The sequence below is a fragment of the Streptomyces sp. NPDC050674 genome (genome assembly GCF_040654575.1).
GTDB lineage: Bacteria > Actinomycetota > Actinomycetes > Streptomycetales > Streptomycetaceae > Streptomyces.
The window spans coordinates 43,539-59,467 of record NZ_JBFAIG010000009.1 but is presented as its reverse complement, the minus strand read 5'-3'; the positions used below and the strand labels follow the sequence as shown (position 1 = coordinate 59,467).

At 70.4% G+C, this 15,929-nt stretch carries 15 protein-coding genes; 8 read left to right on the top strand and 7 right to left on the bottom strand.

Features of this window, described 5'->3' with window-relative positions; genetic code table 11:
- Positions 1-18 precede the first annotated feature (18 nt).
- Both AB0I06_RS16720 and AB0I06_RS16715 read left to right on the top strand, forming a co-directional pair.
- Positions 19-1,620, top strand: a complete 1,602-nt coding sequence (locus tag AB0I06_RS16720) for an FAD-binding oxidoreductase (RefSeq protein WP_363119534.1) — start codon at positions 19-21, stop codon at positions 1,618-1,620.
- An 84-nt stretch (positions 1,621-1,704) separates the two neighbouring features.
- Positions 1,705-2,586, top strand: a complete 882-nt coding sequence (locus AB0I06_RS16715; protein ID WP_363119533.1) for a YegS/Rv2252/BmrU family lipid kinase — start codon at positions 1,705-1,707, stop codon at positions 2,584-2,586.
- 10 nt (positions 2,587-2,596) lie between these two features.
- On the opposite strand, the gene AB0I06_RS16710 is transcribed toward AB0I06_RS16715, so the two are convergent.
- Positions 2,597-2,938, bottom strand: coding sequence for a hypothetical protein (locus tag AB0I06_RS16710; RefSeq protein ID WP_363119532.1), 342 nt, complete (start codon positions 2,936-2,938; stop codon positions 2,597-2,599).
- An 85-nt stretch (positions 2,939-3,023) separates the two neighbouring features.
- Positions 3,024-4,529, bottom strand: a complete 1,506-nt coding sequence (locus AB0I06_RS16705; RefSeq protein WP_363119531.1) for an FAD-dependent oxidoreductase — start codon at positions 4,527-4,529, stop codon at positions 3,024-3,026.
- 155 nt (positions 4,530-4,684) lie between these two features.
- On the opposite strand from AB0I06_RS16705, the gene AB0I06_RS16700 reads away from it, so the two are divergent.
- On the top strand, positions 4,685-5,881 hold the full coding sequence (locus AB0I06_RS16700) for a cytochrome P450 (RefSeq protein ID WP_363119530.1): 1,197 nt from the start codon (positions 4,685-4,687) through the stop codon (positions 5,879-5,881).
- A 75-nt stretch (positions 5,882-5,956) separates the two neighbouring features.
- Here AB0I06_RS16700 and AB0I06_RS16695 read toward each other — a convergent pair whose 3' ends face one another.
- Together AB0I06_RS16695 and AB0I06_RS16690 are read right to left on the bottom strand one after the other, a co-directional pair.
- A complete protein-coding gene (locus AB0I06_RS16695; protein ID WP_363119529.1) occupies positions 5,957-8,098 on the bottom strand; it encodes a serine hydrolase in 2,142 nt (713 codons plus the stop codon).
- A gap of 213 nt (positions 8,099-8,311) precedes the next feature.
- On the bottom strand, positions 8,312-10,078 hold the full coding sequence (locus AB0I06_RS16690) for a S8 family serine peptidase (RefSeq protein ID WP_363119741.1): 1,767 nt from the start codon (positions 10,076-10,078) through the stop codon (positions 8,312-8,314).
- A gap of 258 nt (positions 10,079-10,336) precedes the next feature.
- On the opposite strand from AB0I06_RS16690, the gene AB0I06_RS16685 reads away from it, so the two are divergent.
- Positions 10,337-10,717 carry a tetratricopeptide repeat protein gene (locus AB0I06_RS16685; protein ID WP_363119528.1) on the top strand — a complete coding sequence of 127 codons (381 nt, stop codon included), beginning with the start codon at positions 10,337-10,339 and terminating at the stop codon, positions 10,715-10,717.
- A gap of 252 nt (positions 10,718-10,969) precedes the next feature.
- On the opposite strand, the gene AB0I06_RS16680 is transcribed toward AB0I06_RS16685, so the two are convergent.
- Positions 10,970-11,491, bottom strand: coding sequence for a GtrA family protein (locus AB0I06_RS16680; RefSeq protein ID WP_363119527.1), 522 nt, complete (start codon positions 11,489-11,491; stop codon positions 10,970-10,972).
- Positions 11,492-11,783: 292 nt separating this feature from the next.
- Positions 11,784-11,954 carry a DUF5670 family protein gene (locus AB0I06_RS16675; protein WP_030933194.1) on the bottom strand — a complete coding sequence of 57 codons (171 nt, stop codon included), beginning with the start codon at positions 11,952-11,954 and terminating at the stop codon, positions 11,784-11,786.
- Between the two features lie 380 nt (positions 11,955-12,334).
- Between AB0I06_RS16675 and AB0I06_RS16670 the strand changes: the two genes are divergently transcribed.
- The gene (locus AB0I06_RS16670; RefSeq protein ID WP_363119526.1) at positions 12,335-13,003 is read left to right on the top strand and encodes a hypothetical protein; all 669 of its coding nucleotides are present in this window, start codon (positions 12,335-12,337) and stop codon (positions 13,001-13,003) included.
- 234 nt (positions 13,004-13,237) lie between these two features.
- A complete protein-coding gene (locus AB0I06_RS16665) occupies positions 13,238-13,678 on the top strand; it encodes a hypothetical protein (RefSeq protein ID WP_363119525.1) in 441 nt (146 codons plus the stop codon).
- A 57-nt stretch (positions 13,679-13,735) separates the two neighbouring features.
- Here the strand turns inward: AB0I06_RS16665 and AB0I06_RS16660 are convergent, their stop codons facing one another.
- Complete coding sequence (locus AB0I06_RS16660) at positions 13,736-13,873, bottom strand: hypothetical protein (protein ID WP_363119524.1); 138 nt, start codon at positions 13,871-13,873, stop codon at positions 13,736-13,738.
- Between the two features lie 210 nt (positions 13,874-14,083).
- Here AB0I06_RS16660 and AB0I06_RS16655 point away from each other — a divergent pair, with 210 nt between their 5' ends.
- Together AB0I06_RS16655 and AB0I06_RS16650 are read left to right on the top strand one after the other, a co-directional pair.
- Positions 14,084-14,839 carry a DNA alkylation repair protein gene (locus AB0I06_RS16655; protein ID WP_363119523.1) on the top strand — a complete coding sequence of 252 codons (756 nt, stop codon included), beginning with the start codon at positions 14,084-14,086 and terminating at the stop codon, positions 14,837-14,839.
- A gap of 5 nt (positions 14,840-14,844) precedes the next feature.
- A complete protein-coding gene (locus AB0I06_RS16650; protein WP_363119522.1) occupies positions 14,845-15,855 on the top strand; it encodes a BtrH N-terminal domain-containing protein in 1,011 nt (336 codons plus the stop codon).
- The last annotated feature ends 74 nt before the right edge of the window (positions 15,856-15,929 follow it).

Below are 15,929 nucleotides of genomic sequence, written 5' to 3'. Positions count from 1 at the left end.
CCGGCGAGGACGACAGGCATGGACATGCTGTGGAACGGCTGGGGCGACCCGGCCAGGGCGACGCCGCTGCCCGACACCGTCACAGGGCTGCTGCGCGACTGGCTCGGCGTCAAGCCGCAGCCCACGGCATCCGCCCGGCTGGAGGAGATCACGATCTCCGCGCCCGCCCTCGGGGACACCGCCCTTCACGCCCTGCGCGCCGCACTCGGCGACCGGGCGGAGGGCGTCCGCACGGACACCGAGAGCCGCATCCGGCACACCCGGGGCAAGTCCACCCCGGACCTGCTGCGCATCCGCGCCGCCGACACCACCGACGCCCCCGCGGCCGTCGTCCTTCCACGCAGCCACGACGAGGTGCTCGCCGTGCTCGGTGTCTGCGCCGGACACCGCCTCGCCCTCGTCCCGTTCGGCGGCGGCACCTCCGTCGTCGGAGGACTCGCACCCACCGGCCGCGCACCCTTCGTCGCCCTCGACCTGCGGCAGATGAACCGCCTGCTCGACATCGACCCCATCTCCCGGACCGCCACCCTCCAGCCCGGTCTACGCGCACCCGAGGCCGAGACGCTCCTTGCCGAACACGGCTTCACCCTCGGCCACTTCCCCCAGTCCTACGAGTGGGGCACCATCGGCGGTTTCGCCGCGACCCGCTCCAGCGGGCAGGCCTCCGCCGGCTACGGCCGCTTCGACGAGATGGTCCTCGGCCTGACCCTCGCCACGCCCGAGGGCACCCTCGACACCGGCCGCGCACCCCGCTCCGCCGCAGGACCCGACCTGCGGCAGCTGCTGCTGGGCTCGGAAGGCGCCTTCGGCGTCATCACCTCCGTGACCGTCCGCATCAGGCCCGTTCCCCGGACGCGCCGCTACGAGGGCTGGCGCTTCGCCTCCTTCGACCAGGGCGCCGCCGCCCTGCGCCGGCTCGCCCAGGACGGCCCCCGCCCCACCGTCCTCAGGCTCTCCGACGAGACGGAGACACTCATCGGCCTGGCCCAGCCCGACGCCATCGGCTCGGCCGCCGAGCAGCAGCACAGTGCCGGATGTCTCGCCGTGGTCGGCTTCGAAGGAACCGAGGAGGACACCGCACATCGACGGACGGCGGCAGCGGCCGTCCTCACCGACTGCGGGGGCGAGTTCGCGGGCGACGAGCCAGGACAGCGCTGGGCCCACGGCCGCTACTCGGCTCCGTACCTGCGCGACTCGCTCCTCGAAGCGGGCGCGTTCGCCGAGACGCTGGAGACCGCCGCCTACTGGTCGAAGCTGCCGGGCCTGTACGCGGCCGTCCGCGACGCGCTGACCACCACGCTCACCGAGAACGGCACCCCGCCCCTGGTCATGTGCCACATCTCGCACGTCTACGAGAACGGCGCCTCGCTGTACTTCACCGTCGTCTCGGCACAGGGCGAGGACCCGGTGGCGCACTGGACGCGCGCCAAGCACGCCGCGAACGAGGCGATCCTCGCGGCGGGCGGCACGATCACCCACCACCACGCGGTCGGCACCGACCACCGCGACTGGTACGTACGGGAGGCCACCGACCTCGGCGTGGCGGCGCTCCAGGCCGTCAAACGACGCCTGGACCCGGACGGCCTGCTGAACCCCGGCGTCCTGCTGCCGGCCGACTGACCCACAGCGCCGCTCCCCACACGCGCGCAACACCCCCTGACCAGACGACAGCCCGGCACCACCCGCCAGCCCGGAGGCACATCGATGCGACAGTTCACCGCCGTCGTCAACCCCACCGCGGGCGGAGCCACCAGCGCTGCGGCGCTGCACAAGGTGGCCCGCCTGCTCCGGGAGGCGGGTGCCGAGCTGGAGACCGAGTACAGCCGCAGCCTCGCCCACGCCCGCGAACTCGCCCGGCACGCCGGGGAGCGCGGCCGGGTGGTGCTCGCCGTCGGCGGCGACGGCATCACCGGCAGCATCGGCGGGGCCCTCAGCGGCACGGGCGCACTGTTCGGCATGGTCCCGGCCGGACGCGGCAACGACTTCGCCCGGGCCCTCGGCCTGCCGGGCGACCCCGACGGCGTGGCCCGGGTCCTGCTGCACGGCACCCCGCGTGCCGTGGACACCATCGAAGTCACCTCGTCCGTCCACGCCGGCACCGTCGTGCTCGGCAGCGTCTACGCGGGCGTGGACGCCCTGGCCAACCTCCACGCCAACCGCTCCCGCGTGCTGCGCGGTTCGGCCTCCTACTACGCGGGCGCCCTGCGCGCGATCAGCACCTGGCGCCCCGTCCGCTACCGGATCACCGTCGACGGCCAGGAGCACGCCTGCACCGGCTACACCGTGGTGGCCGCCAACTCCAGCTACTACGGCTCCGCGCGCCGCATCGCCCCCGAAGCCCGGCTGGACGACGGTCTCCTCGACGTCGTGATGATCAGTGACGCGCCACGCCGCCTGTTCTTCACGCTGATGAGGGAACTCGACACGGGCGCCCACGTCCACCGCCCCCAGGTGCGGGTGATACGCGGCCGTGAGCTGCGCATCGAGGCGGACCGGGACCTCCCCTACGGCGCGGACGGCGAGATCGAGGCCACCCTCCCGGTCACGGCCAGGGTGCTGCCCGGCGCCCTGCGAGTGCTGTGCTGAAGCGGGCCCTTCACGAAGACGGCCCGGGCGTCGGCAGGACTTCTTCGAACGGGGCGTCGTCGATGGCGTCCCGCATGGCGTCGTCGAGGGCCTTCTCGGCGTCCTCGCTCGCCAGGTACTCCTTGATCGCCTCACCCGCGAGGCGCTTCAACGTCCTGTCGTCGATGCCCGCGCACTCCGAGGGCTTCTGCGTCCGGGGGGTGTCATCGCCGGCGGCGACCGTGTCCCGGTACTGCTCGTAGACGGCCTTCTTGCAGGCCTGCGGATCCGCCTCGGCCTCGGTGCCCGCGCAGGCGGTGAGTGCGGCCAGCAGCAGCGCGAAGGCTGCGGTGAGCGTCGTACGAGTGCGCATGATTCCCCCAGGGTGCCTCTGCCCGAAGGGGCATCATGCGCCCCGCGAAGGTGGCCCGCGCCCGGTGTGGCCGTGTTGTGATCTTCTACGTGCCGGCGCTCCGCAGCCCCATGCGCGCCAGATAGGGGCCGAGATCCCGGGGGTTGTCCGTGGCCAGGCCGATGTGCTGGTCGGGGCGGATCAGGAACAGCCCGGTGCCCAACTCCTCGGCGAGCGGCCCGGAGGTCACCTGGTGGACGCGGACGCCCGACGGGACGCGGGGCGGCGCGCCGTTCACCGCGAGCAGGGTGAAGTGCGGGCCTCTCAGCAGGTCGAAGAGATGGCCGCGCGCCCCGTGGGTGGTGACACACGGGAGGTCGGGCACGCGGTCACCGGCCCGGACACCGGCCGGCGATCGGTGCGCGCGGGCGTCGGCCGAGAGCTCGCTGTCGCGGTAATGCACCGTCAGCAGGTGGCAGACCCGGCCCCGGTAGCGTGCCTGGTCGCCGTCCTCGGGCTTGCGGCCGGCCCGGTACAGCCGGGTGCTGAGGTCCAGGACACCCGACGCGGCGGGCCGGCGCTCGGCCTCGTAGCTGTCCAGCAGCGCGTCCGGGGCGCGGTGGCCGATGACCTGGCCGAGTTTCCAGCCGAGGTTGTAGGCGTCCTGCACGCCGATGTTCAGTCCCTGGCCGCCGCCGGGCGGGTGCACATGAGCGGCGTCCCCGACGAGGAGGACGCGCCCCTCACGGAAGCGTTCTGCCATTGCCGTGCGCGGCCGGTAGAACGAGCTCCACCGCACCTGCGTGACGGCGTCCGAGGGCAGATGGGTCCGGTCGGCGAGCAGGCCGCGCACGGTCTCGGGCGTCGCCGTGAAATCATCGCCCGTGATCTTGGCGTTGAGCTGGAAGTCGGCGGTGCCGGGCAGGGGGCACAGCAGCAGTTCACCCGGCGGGTCGTCGGGCCAGATGTGCCAGTGGTCGCGGTCCAGCCCTTCGACACGTACGTCCGCCACCACCGCCGAGCGCAGTCCGCGGTCCTCGCCCTTCATGGCGATGCCCAAAGCCTCACGTACCGTGCTGTGACTGCCGTCCGCGCCCACCAGGTAAGGCACCGTCAGCACCCGACGGCCGCCGTCGGACCGCGCCACCTCGGCCGTCACACACGCGTCCGTCTGCGAGAGGGACACCAGCCGCGCACCGCACTCCAGGGTTCCGCCCAGTTCCAGCAGCCGATCGCGCAGGATCTCCTGCGTGCGCCACTGGGGGATCAGCCACTGCTGCGGCTGCTGCGACACCGGCGCCTCGGGGTCCGGCTCGATCAGCCACCACTCGCCCTGGCGCTCACCGTCGCGCCAGGTCTGCATCGGCGGGAAAGGAGAGCCGGAGGCCTTCAGCGCCTCGGTGACACCCAGGTCGTCGAACGTCTCCAGCGTGCGCGCCTGAAGGCTCTTGCCGCGTGAACCGGCGGGGAGTTCCTCGGCCGCCTCGATGACATGGGTGCGCACGCCGCGCCTGGCCAGGTCGCAGGCCAGGGTGAGGCCGGTGGGGCCGCCGCCTACGACCAGCACGTCCACGGCCGGCCGCTGTGGGGTTCGAAGGGTGGGATCGGACACGTCTTCCCGCTTTCTGCCGTCTGCCCCTGCACTGGATGCACGGAGCGGCGCTCTGCCGCACTATGCGAAATGTCCCCCACGGGCCGGGCGGCCGAGGCCCGCGCCCACCGGTTCCGCCCACATGGCCGCATCGCCGCACGAGCTCGGGAGTACACATGGCTCATGCCACCGCCTGCCCCTTCGACTTCAGCGAGCACCTCGCCTTCGACCCGTCCCTCGCACAGCTCATGGCCGACGGCCCGGTCAGCCGCATCCGACTGCCCTACGGCGAAGCCGAGGCGTGGCTGGTCACCACCTTCGACGGCGTACGCCAGGTGACGACCGACCCGAGATTCAGCAGGGCCGCCATCGTCGGCCGTGACTACCCCCGGATGACTCCCGAGCCGATCATCTCCCCGGAGTCGCTCAACGTCATGGACCCGCCGCGCGGCACCCGGCTGCGTCATGCCGCCGCCCGGGCCTTCACCCAGAGCGGCGTGAAGCGCATGACACCGGCCATCGAGGAGGTGGCCCACCGGCTGGTGGACGAGATGGCCGAGCACGGGCCGCCCGCCGACCTGGCCCGCGGCCTGTCCGTACCGCTGCCCAACCACACCATCTGCGCCCTGATGGACGTACCCGTGGCGGACCGGCCCCTCATGCTGCGCCTCACCCAGCAGATGCTCGCCACGGCCCCCGACGCCCGCCAGGCGGCGGCCGAGGCCAAGCGGCACCTGCGCGCGTACTTCTCCACCTTGGTCGCCGAACGCCGCAAGGACGGGGGCAGCGACCTCATCAACACCATGGCGGCCTGCGACCAGGGGGAGGACCCCCTGACCGACGACGAACTGGCCGTCCTGGCACTGACGCTCATCCTCAGCGGCAACGACACGGCCACCTGCGAGATCAGCAACATCGCCTACACCCTGCTCACCCGCCCCGACCTCCTCGCCCTGCTGCGGCGCAGTCCCGAACGACTGCCCCGGCTCCTGGACGAACTCCTGCGGCACATCCCCTTCCGCAAGGGCGTCGGCATTCCGCGCGTCGCCCTGGAGGACGTGAAACTCGAAGGAGTGCTGATCCGTGCCGGGGACTACGTCCACGTCTCCTACCTCGCGGCCAACCGTGACCCGGCGGTGTTCGAGGACCCTGACACCCTCGACGCCGACCGTCCGTCCCGTCCCCACATGACGTTCGGCTGGGGCGGCCATCACTGCGTCGCCAGCACGCTCGCCGTCGCCGAACTCAAGACCGCGATCGAGGTCCTGTTCACCCGCCTTCCCGACCTGCGTCTGGCGGTGCCCGCGCAGGACGTGCGCTGGGACACCGAGACCATCCGCCGCTTCCCGCTGGAACTGCCCGTGACGTGGTGAGGGCACGGGGCCGGGACCAGTGGGCGGGGAACACCGGCGGACATGACGCCGCCGGGCGGCGGTACGAGGCTCCGGTCAGCCCAGTCGGGTGAGCCGGTCGGTGAACGTGGGCTCCGCGAGCCGGCCGCGGAGGCTCACCGGGACCGACGGGGCCTGCGGCCCGCTGCCCACCGTCAGTGTGCCGACCACGGTCCCGGCCGCGGCGGAACGGGGAAGCGCCTCGCCGTCGTGCCTCAGGACGGCGTCCAGCTTCTGACCGGGTACGCCGACCACGTGCAGGTCCTCGGCGGCCACGACGGGCGTGCGGCGGCCGAACCCGTCGTACACGTGCCCGACGACCTGTCCCTCGGACACGACTTTCTGCACCTGGAGCCCCGCGCGGACGGCTGCGACGACCTTCTCGCTGTTGGACTTCACCAACGCGAGGCTCCTGGTGGCGTTGGGGTCGGGCCCGTCGACCCGCTGGCCCATCATCGAACCGAGGATGAGCGGCGTACGCGAGCCGACCGTCTTGTACGCGGCCCACACCAGCGTGCCACCCGCCGGCGTGCTGGAACCGGTCTTGATGCCCTTGATGCTCAACCCGGCGAGCAGCAGGCTGTCGTTGTTGTTGTACAGCGGCTCGTCCAGCCCCTCGATGGTGGCGTTCGGCATGGCGACGATCGCCCGGAACACGTCGAACTTCATGACCGCCTCCGCCAGCTTCAGCTGGTCCACGGCCGTGCTCACCGTCCTGGCGTCCAGCCCGCTGGGGTCGGTGTAGGTGGTGTCGTGCATCCCGAGGTCCTTCGCCGCGGCGTTCATCTTCGCCACGAAGGGCGCCGTGGAGGTGCCGCCGCCGTCCCACCGGGCCAGCAGCCGGGCCGCGTTGTTGCCCGAGGGGATCATCAGCATCTTCAGCATGTCCTGCTGACTGAACGAGGCCCCTGCCTTCAGGCCCTCGATCCGCGATTCGTGCTTGGCCTTCCCCTCTTCCACGGCCTTGGCGTCCACCGTGATCCGCGGCCCCTCCTCGCCCTTCTTCAGAGGGTGCTCCTTGAGGATGACGTACGCCGTCATGATCTTCGCGACACTGGCCGTCGGTGCCGGCTTCTGCCGACCGAACACGGCGACCTGGCCGCTACCGGGGACGCGCACCGCTCCCTGCCCGTGGTCCGGCCACGGAATCTCGAAGCGGCCCGGCAGCACGTACGAGGTCTTCGTGCCGTCCAACGTCTGTTCCGGCAGCGGCCGCAGCGCCTGTACGCCGGTGAACACCACGGCCAGCAACAGGAACACCGGGGTCCAGATCTTGAGGCGCCGTACCAGGGTCCGGGCCGGGGTCTCGGTCGGCGGGGGAGTGTTGGTGAGCCGCGCGAGCAGATCGACCGGGGGCAGCGGAGTTTCCCGCGTCGGCTCCGGGGCGGTGGTGTCTTCTTCCGGGGCGGGGGCGAGAGGGGGTTCCGACAGGCGCAGGGTGAGGGTCTTCTGCGGGTCGGATATGGGGTGGGGGGCGGGTTCGGGGTGGTCTTGCTGAGGTTCGGGGTCGGGCTTGGGTCCGGGGTTCGGTGCGGGTTTGGGGTCCGGCTCGGGTTTGGGGTCGGGCTTGGGTCCGGGGTTCGGTGCGGGTTTGGGGTCCGGCTCGGGTTCGGGGTCGGGCTTGGGTCCGGGGCCCGGTGCGGGTTCGGGGTCCGGCTCAGGTTCGGGATCCGGCTCGGGTCCCGACTTCGGTTCCGGCGTGGGACCTGGTTCCTGCTCCTGCTTCGGGGCCGGCGTGTGTTCCTTCTTCTTCTCTTGCTCCCGCTCCGGCTCCGGCTTCGACGAGGGAGCCACCTCGTCCTCGTCCGGTGCATCGGCGGAACTCCCGTCGACGTCCGCCACGACCGCGACCTCGCGTCCGGCAGCAGGTACCGCTTCCGCTTCCGGGTCCTGCTCCGGCCCTGACTCGGGCTCCGGCTCCGGAGGCGCGTCTGCTCGGGGAGCGGTGACGGACTCCGTTTCACGCGCTGGTTCCTGCTGCGGTTCCGACTCCGGTCCGGCCTCAGCGGATCCCGGCTCGGCGCCGTTGTCAGGCTCGACCGCGGGCGCGGCACCCGCCTCTTCACCGGTGCCGGCGCCGGCACCGGTGTCTTCGCCGACGGCGTCGGACGTCTCCGCCCGCGCCTCTTGCCCGTCGTCCCGGGCCTTCTCGCGCTCCGGCTCTTGGGCGGAAGTCTCGTCGACCGGTACCGCGTTCATCGTTGGGCCCTCTTACCTGCGTTCTGACGATGTCGCGTACACAGATGATCGAGGTGGCGGGAAAGTTGCCCACCAGTGATTCCTGTTGCCGTTCAGTCACATTCCCCCGACCCCGACCCCGACCGCGGCCGGGAGCGACGGGCCCGCTCCTCGCGGCGCTGCGGCGTCACCGCCGCGCCGCGAGGAGCACACGCCCTTGGAGGAACCCGCTCGCTAGAAGGTGAGGTTCCAGGCGTCGATCCGCCCTGTGTCCTGGGTCGCGATGTCCCGGACACGCAGCTTCCACGTACCGGAGGCAGTCTCCGAAGAGGCGTCGACCGTGTAGGTCTTCACCACGTCGTCCGCGCTGTCGCTGTCGGCGAAGTCCTCCAGGGGGTAGACCGAGCCGTCGGGGGCGACGAGGGACAGGACCAGGTCCCCGCGGTAGGTGTGCTTGACGTCCACCCCCACCTTCAGCGCGGCCGGGGCGTTGCCCGCCACGCCCGTGACCGTGATCGGAGACTCCACGGTGGCGTTGTCGGCGACGGCGACGTCGGCGGTGTTCTCGAAGTACCGGCCCGACGGCGGGGTGGCGCCGCCGACGGCCTTCAACGCGTCGACCTGGCCCTCTCCGAAGAAGGCGTTCTTCGCCGTGGTGCCGGTGCAACGGCTGTCGGACGGGCACGCCGTGTCCGTGGCCTGGGTTCCCAGCCGGGCGCGGAGGTCGGCGGGGGTGGCGGCCGGATCCGCGCTCTTCAGCAGTGCGGCGACACCGGCCACGTGCGGCGAGGCCATCGAAGTGCCGTTCATGTTCCCGTACTTGCCGCCGGGAAGGGTGGAGTAGACGCCGTAGGATCCGTCGCCGCCCGGCGCCGCGACGTCGATGACGTCCCGGCCGAAGTTGGAGTAGGACGCCTTGATGTTCCCGTTGCCCATCGCCGCGACGGTCACGACACCCGGCAGTTCCGTCGGGATGTCGACACAGGCGTTGGTGATGGTGCGGTTGACGGGGGTGGAGTCGTTCGGGCTCGAGTCGTCGGTGCGCTTGTTCGCCAAGTCGTAGTTGGAGTTTCCCGCCGCCGCGACCTGGAGCGAACCCTTGCCCTCCGCGTACTCCTGAGCCCGGCGCACCCCTTCGATGATCGCTGCCTGATCCGGGTCGTCGGGGCAGTTGAACATCCACGGGTCCGTGTAGTAGCTGTTGTTGGTGACGTCGAAACCGTGGTCACCGGCCCACATGAAGCCGCAGATGGTGTTCTCGGCGAAGAACATGCTGGTACTCGGCTCCGCGATGCGCACCGAGGCGATCTTCACGCCCGGGGCGACGCCGACCACTCCCTTGCCGTTCTTCGCGGCGGCGACGGTGCCCGCCACGTGCGTACCGTGGGTGCCGACGTCCCGCCAGGCACCGGCTCGGGTGTCGGCCTTGCCGTAGGCACAGGAGACGGAGTCCGCCGCGTCGAAGTTGGGCGCGATGTCCTGGTGCCGGTCGTCCACTCCGGTGTCGAGGACACCGACCGTGACGGACGGCGAGCCGGTGCTGACGGCCCAGGCCTTGTCGGCGTTGATCCTCGTCATGTCCCACCGCGCGGTCTCGGTGAGCGTGGTCGACGACTGCGCGGGAGCTCCCGGCACGGTGGGGGAGTAGGCGTCCGCGGGGACGTCCGACGTGCGGGTCGCGCCCACCTTCTGCACACCCGTGACCGAGCGCATCGCGGCGGCGAAACCGGCCGAGGAGGAGTGCGCGACCACGACGCCGATCGCGTCGTAGGAGGCGAAGACCGAACCGCCGTTCGCCGCGACGGCGGTGCGGGCGGACGACGTGTCGCCCGGAGCGGTGATGACGAGGTAGGAGCGGGTTCCGGCGGCCCAACCGGCAGCGGTCTGGGCGGCCGTGGCGGCACGGGCGGAGGCCGGGCCCGGCGGAAGGCCGGTGCCCGCGTCGGCCGCGCCGGCGGGCGTGGCGAGTGCGAGGGCCGCGCCGGCGGCGGCCACGGACAGCAGCGACCGTCTGAGACGGCGCTGGGATATGCGGGGGGTGGTCACGGCATCCTCCGAGGGCCCGGGGCAAGGGGTGGCGCCGGCCGGGCCGTGGGTCGATTGGGTCGACGCAAGATTTCAGAAGAGGGCATGACAAGGGAAGAGGCTGTGGCGCATTGATCACCGGGCTGGACAAGTGGTTGACCCCGCTCCGGATCGCTCCGGATCGTTCCAGGGCGCGCGAACGGGTGTGCGTACATCCGGAGTCGGGACTCGTGCGTGTCACCGGCGATCGAACTGGGGCATCCTGTGAGGGGCAATCAGTTGCCCGACGGCAGGCGGGCGGACCGGTTCCTTGGGGGAGAGGCTCCGGTCGCCCTCGCCACAGCACACCAGGCGGCGGGGAACCGGCGAGAAGCCCTCGAGGGGCACCGGCGCGCGGCTGCCGCATGCCGACGCGTGCTCGGACCCGACCACCCCGACACGCTGGGCGCCCTCAACAATCTCGCCGACGCCCATGCCGAAACCGGCGATCGGGGCACCGCCGTCGAGATGTACGAGCGTCTCCTGGCCGACTGCAGACGAGTGTTCGGCGCGGGCGATCAGAGGACGAGGTGGGTGGCGACCAATCTCGCCGCGGTCCGACGAAGGCCGTCCTGAGAGCGAGGACGACGCGGACCGGCGTCAGATCGACACGGTTCGGCGGCGCACCTTCGTCACCAATCGCCATACATCGGCGGCCTCGTTCGCCAGCCTGACGTCCAGGCCGCCCCTCGTCCCTGTAGTTCGGACAGGGAACGGCGAAGATCAGTAATCAGACACGCGACGCACCCTCAGACCACCCTGACGAGGGATCCGCCGAGGCTACGACGTAGGGCCGACCCGCCCCCCTCTGTCGTCTTGCCGGGATCGTCAGGCCGTGCGGCAGAGCGCCGCTGTCCCGACCGAGGCGGAGCCACGACCCAAAGGTGAGCAGGAAAGGGTGGCGCGGGCGGTGTCCTCGCTCCGTGCGTGGTGCCGCGCGAAGACGACAAGGCGCAGGACCGCGAACCGCGCGAGCCCCGCCAGCGCCGAGGCGCACAGGTAGACGACCAGTTCCAGCGTCGCACCGGGCCGTGTGACCAGATGGTGCAGGAGGCCCAACGCCCCACAGGTACCCGCGTACGCGAGCGCCGCGGACCCGGCCGACTGCACGTGCTGGCGCCGGCTCGCATGCCGGCCCGCTCCGAAAGTGAAGCGGGCGTGCAACTCGGTGGCGAGGAGCGTGGACACGGTGGTGATCAGGGCGTTGGCCACCGTCCAAGGCATCCAGGAGGCGAGGGCCACGACGGCGAAGCCGGAGGCGAACCCCACGCCACCGCCGCAGAGTACGAAGCGGGCGAAGGCAGTGAGGGCGCCGGGTGCCGCCTGCCGCTGCCTCGGCGCTGTCTCCATGATTCCCCCTTGGTCCGGGCTTCGCGAACCTCCACCTGTTTTTCCTCGGTTGGAAACGCTACGTTGCCTGCGTGGGTCGGGCAACGCAGTTATTGCGGAGAATCTACATATGTGCAGGTCGGAACTTCTAAATCGTTGCAACGGCCTCCTGTAACGCAATGACCCGGAGATACTCTGTTGCAATGACTGGGAGTGAAAGCTAAGGCGTGGCTGTGGCGCGGTGTTCTGGCGCCGAACATGCTGTTGGCCCCGGGTCTCCCCGGGGCCAACAAGCAGGCTGCTGTCTCGTGGGCTACCAGCGATACCAGCGGCCCTTGCGGCCGCCTGTGTCCGCACTGCGCATCACGAAGCCCAGCAGCCAGACGACCAGCACGATGACGGCGATCCACCACAGTGCCTTCAGGGCGAACCCCGCGCCGAAGAGGATCAGGGCCAGAAGCAGAACGAGAAGCAGGGGAACCATAGTTATCAACCTCCTTCGCTCCTCGTGCCCGGCAACCTGAAGAACATACGGACGATCTACGTGGTTTCTTTACCAATCCTGCGGGAACCGGGCTCAGTTTCCCCACTCGCCTCAACACGCCGGCAGCGCGTGCCGAGTACGTTCCCGGCACTCTCCGAGCCGTCCGAGATCCGCGTATTCTCCTCGGGGCTTCCGAGTGCGGCGACGGAGAGGACTCGGGGATGAGCGGGGGCGGTGGCGGGGTGCCGTGGGATCCGAACGGAGGAGGTCGGCCTCCAGGGCCGTGGCCGTCGGATCCGGTTCGCGGGCTGACCTTCGGACGTCTCTTCAACCCGATCGCCGTAGGGCGTGCGGTCTTCACGCCGTCGCGGCCGGACCGTGTGCACGACCCGGCCGTCAAGAGGGTGCAGGTCCTGCGGACGATCCTCGGCCTGGTCGCCATCTCGTGGATGCTGCTGTCCTACGGGCCGGCCTCGGACGCGGACGCCGTGCTGGACGACCGCTTCGCCCAGATCCGGACCACCCTGATCGTGCTGGGGGTGACCTTCCCGGTCGCCGTCGCCGTCTTCATCACGGCGGCCCGCCCGCCCAACCGGCGTGTGTTCCTGCGCCGCGTGGCCAAGCCCGCCGGGGCCATGCTCGCCTTGGTCGTCACGCTCGCGGTGCCGAGACTGATCACAGGCCTGGGCTACGTGGACGAGAAGACGGACTGGACGGCGTCGGCCGGCCGCGTGGTCCTGCTGTTCGCCCTGGGCGCCTTCCTGCTGTGGCTCGCCCCGTTCGCGCTCTACGGCATCGCGCAGTCGCTCGTCCATGTCTTCAGGACGGCCGACCTGCATGAGACCGTCCCGCCGCTGCTCGCCATGCTGCTCGTCTGGGAAGTCGCCTTGTTCGACATGTTCCGCGGGACCTACGACAGTGTGCCGCTGGGGGTGCGGGCGGCGTTCGTCCTGGGAGCTCCGCTGTCCGTCACCGCCGTGTCGATGTGGGAGCTGCGACGGCTGCGCACACGGCACGGCATCTCCGTGCGCGGGGCACTGCTGCGCTGAGGGTTCGTGCATGCGGCCCAAGAGCCCTGGGCGGGCGGACCGGCCGCGACCGCGCTACCCGAGGCACCTGCCCTCCGTCCCGCCCCGCCACGATGGTCCTGTCGTGACACTGGTGACAAGACAGTGACGCAACAGCCCACAACCGTCCGTGTGCCTCCCGGGTCTCACCTTGCGTGGGCGGCGACGACCAGCCGTCCTCAGCGCATCGACCACGATCACCACTGGGGGAACACCATGAAGTCGACCCGTCGCAAGGCAGCCACCGCCACCGCTCTGGCCGTCCTCGCCCTGGGCGGCACGCTCGCCGCGACCACACCGGCGTCCGCGGCCACGCCCACCCGCTACAACGGCGCCTGCGGCACCGGCTACGAGGTCATCAGGGCGACACCGGTCCACTCGTCGCAGTCCACGATCCCGGCCACCACGTTCGTCACCTTCAACCGCAGCGCCGCAAAGGTCTGCGCGGTCACCGTGCGCACCGACCCGGGTGCCCGCGTCTTCATGGAGGTCACGCTGGACACCTGGCCCTACAGCAGCGGCGAGGCCAAGGACTCCGGCTCCTACACCGGCTACGCGGGCCCGGTCTACAAGGACGCCCCCGACGACGGTCAGTGCCTGACGTGGAGCGGCTCCTTCGACATCTACTACAACTCGGACAACGGCCTCTGCACCTGACGGAGCGCTCCCGGTGACCGGCCCACGGGCCGGCCGCCGCGCATCGGCCGGGGCCGGTCAACGCTTCTTGCGGCGGTGCACTCCGAATGCCAACGCCCCGAAGGCGACTACGACGATGAGCACTTGCACCCACATGGGCACGAAGTCGGGTGCCCGCCCTCCCACCGCCGTCACCGTCAACTCTCCGTCGGTCATGTCATCTCCCCGTCGGCTGCCGCAAGATGATGGACGCGCAACGGGGCCCGGATACCCTGAAGTCATTCGGGCATGGCCATGCGCCCGCGGCTCCGGGCCGTCAAGGCCGCATCCTGCGAGAGCAGGCCAGGGTCCTTCGAGGCAAGCCCCGGCTGGAACGCGCACCGAACCGCTGCCGATCCAGCCCCCGGAACTGACGATCGGCACCACGTGACCAACGTTCCCTCCGCCGCCGACGAACTGGCCAAGACACTCGCGGCTCTGGCCGACCCTGACATGGCGGTACGCGTGCAGCGGTACTTCCCGCACGAGATCCGGGCCCTCGGCGTCAGCAACGCCGCCGTGGTCCGGATCGCCACCGGCTACTTCCGAGAGCGGCCCGAGATCCCGGCGGCGACGCGGCTGCTCGTGGCGGAGGAGGTACTGGCGCGCGCCGAGTACCACGAGGAGGTCCTGCTGGGTTTCGCGGTCCTGCACCGGGTCGCCAGGACCGGGCTCGGCGGCGCGGCACTGCTCGACCGTTGCGAGCACTGGCTCGAGACGTACGTGTCCAACTGGGCGCAGTGCGACGACCTGTGCCTGAAGCTGTTGTACCCCTTCTTCCTCGGGCACCTCGACCTGATCCCGCGCACGCGTGACTGGGTCGGTTCGGCCTCCCCGTGGGCCCGACGCGCTGCGAACGTGGCCGTCGTGAAATTCGTGCGGCGCAAGGTGGGCCGCACGGTCTTCGAGCTGCCGACGTCACACGTCTTCGACAACTGTGTCCGGCTGATGCACGACGACGACAGCTACGTGCGGAAGGGCTCCGGCTGGCTGCTCAAGGCCACCGCCGAGGTCCACCCCGACGAGGTGGCCGAGTTCCTGCGCACCTGGCACAAGGAGATGCCCCGCGAGACGTTCCGGTACGCGGTGGAGAAGATGGATCCACGACTGCGTCGGGCATTGATGGACTTGGGCCGGAGGTGACGTTCATGACTCGCTCCGGAGAACACGTGTCGCTTCTGGAAGAAGATCCGTACGTCGGTGACCACTGCGAGTCGACCACCCTCGTGAATCTGTTGCGCCAGCGAGAGGTCGACTTGTCCGAGTCGTTTGTCTTCGGACTCGCCGGCGGCTTGTCGTTCATCTACTGGCGGACGAAGCACATGCCAACCCCCTTCATCGGCGGCCGCATCAAGCCCGACACGCTGACGGAGAATCTCGCCCGGACTCTCGGACTGCGGCTGGACGTGCATGAGACGTCATCGGCGAAGCGGGCGAGGGATCATCTGGTGAGAGAGCTTGAATCCGGAACCTTTGTCGGGCTGAAGCTCGACCGCTACTGCCTCGACTACTGCACGGACGACTTCCGGTTCGCTGCCCACTACGTCGCCTGTGTCGGGTATGACGATCACGGCCGATTCGCCTTGGCCGAGACCCGGCCACTCGGCCTGCAATGGGCCTCCGGCGAGTCCCTCGCGGCCGCGCGCAACCCGCGAGGCCCGATGAGTTCACGCAACCGTGCCTTCACCCTCGACCTCCCGAAAGGCGGCCCTCCTGATCTGGGGAAGGCGGCCCGGCGAGGGATCAGATCAGCGGCCGAAACCTTCCTGAACCCGCCGATCTCCAATGTCGGCTACAAGGGAATGCATAAAGTCGCCGACCTGATCCCGCAGTGGCTCGACGATCTCGAGTCTCCTGCGGACGGCCTTTCCCGGATCTGGACGGTCATGGAGGACGCGGGAACGGGCGGGGGCCTTTTTCGCACGATCTGGGCGGACTTCCTGGTGGAGGTCGCCGAGGTCACCGGCATCGGCGTATACCGGGAGATCTCGGAGGCGTACCGCGAGATAGCGGCGAAATGGACGGAGGTGGCCACACTTCTGCACGAGGCCGGGTCCGCCTCGTCACGCGAATCCCTCCACAGCGCGTCAAAGATCGTGCACGAGGTCGCCGACAAGGAGCAGCGCCTGATGCACCGCCTCCTGAACCTGTCGAGCTGACCCAAAACACCCCGCTCGACCCGTCTCCCCCTCGTTGCTCCGCCGACGAGCCATCCTCCGTTGAACGGGCAACG

What these genes read in the sequence shown, in the direction of transcription:
- AB0I06_RS16720 (WP_363119534.1), top strand. Translation starts at nt 19, where the DNA reads ATGGACATGCTGTGGAACGGCTGGGGCGACCCGGCCAGGGCGACGCCG.
- AB0I06_RS16715 (WP_363119533.1), top strand. Translation starts at nt 1,705, where the DNA reads ATGCGACAGTTCACCGCCGTCGTCAACCCCACCGCGGGCGGAGCCACC.
- AB0I06_RS16710 (WP_363119532.1), bottom strand. Translation starts at nt 2,938, where the DNA reads ATGCGCACTCGTACGACGCTCACCGCAGCCTTCGCGCTGCTGCTGGCC.
- AB0I06_RS16700 (WP_363119530.1), top strand. Translation starts at nt 4,685, where the DNA reads ATGGCTCATGCCACCGCCTGCCCCTTCGACTTCAGCGAGCACCTCGCC.
- AB0I06_RS16695 (WP_363119529.1), bottom strand. Translation starts at nt 8,098, where the DNA reads ATGAACGCGGTACCGGTCGACGAGACTTCCGCCCAAGAGCCGGAGCGC.
- AB0I06_RS16680 (WP_363119527.1), bottom strand. Translation starts at nt 11,491, where the DNA reads ATGGAGACAGCGCCGAGGCAGCGGCAGGCGGCACCCGGCGCCCTCACT.
- AB0I06_RS16675 (WP_030933194.1), bottom strand. Translation starts at nt 11,954, where the DNA reads ATGGTTCCCCTGCTTCTCGTTCTGCTTCTGGCCCTGATCCTCTTCGGC.
- AB0I06_RS16665 (WP_363119525.1), top strand. Translation starts at nt 13,238, where the DNA reads ATGAAGTCGACCCGTCGCAAGGCAGCCACCGCCACCGCTCTGGCCGTC.
- AB0I06_RS16660 (WP_363119524.1), bottom strand. Translation starts at nt 13,873, where the DNA reads ATGACCGACGGAGAGTTGACGGTGACGGCGGTGGGAGGGCGGGCACCC.
- AB0I06_RS16650 (WP_363119522.1), top strand. Translation starts at nt 14,845, where the DNA reads ATGACTCGCTCCGGAGAACACGTGTCGCTTCTGGAAGAAGATCCGTAC.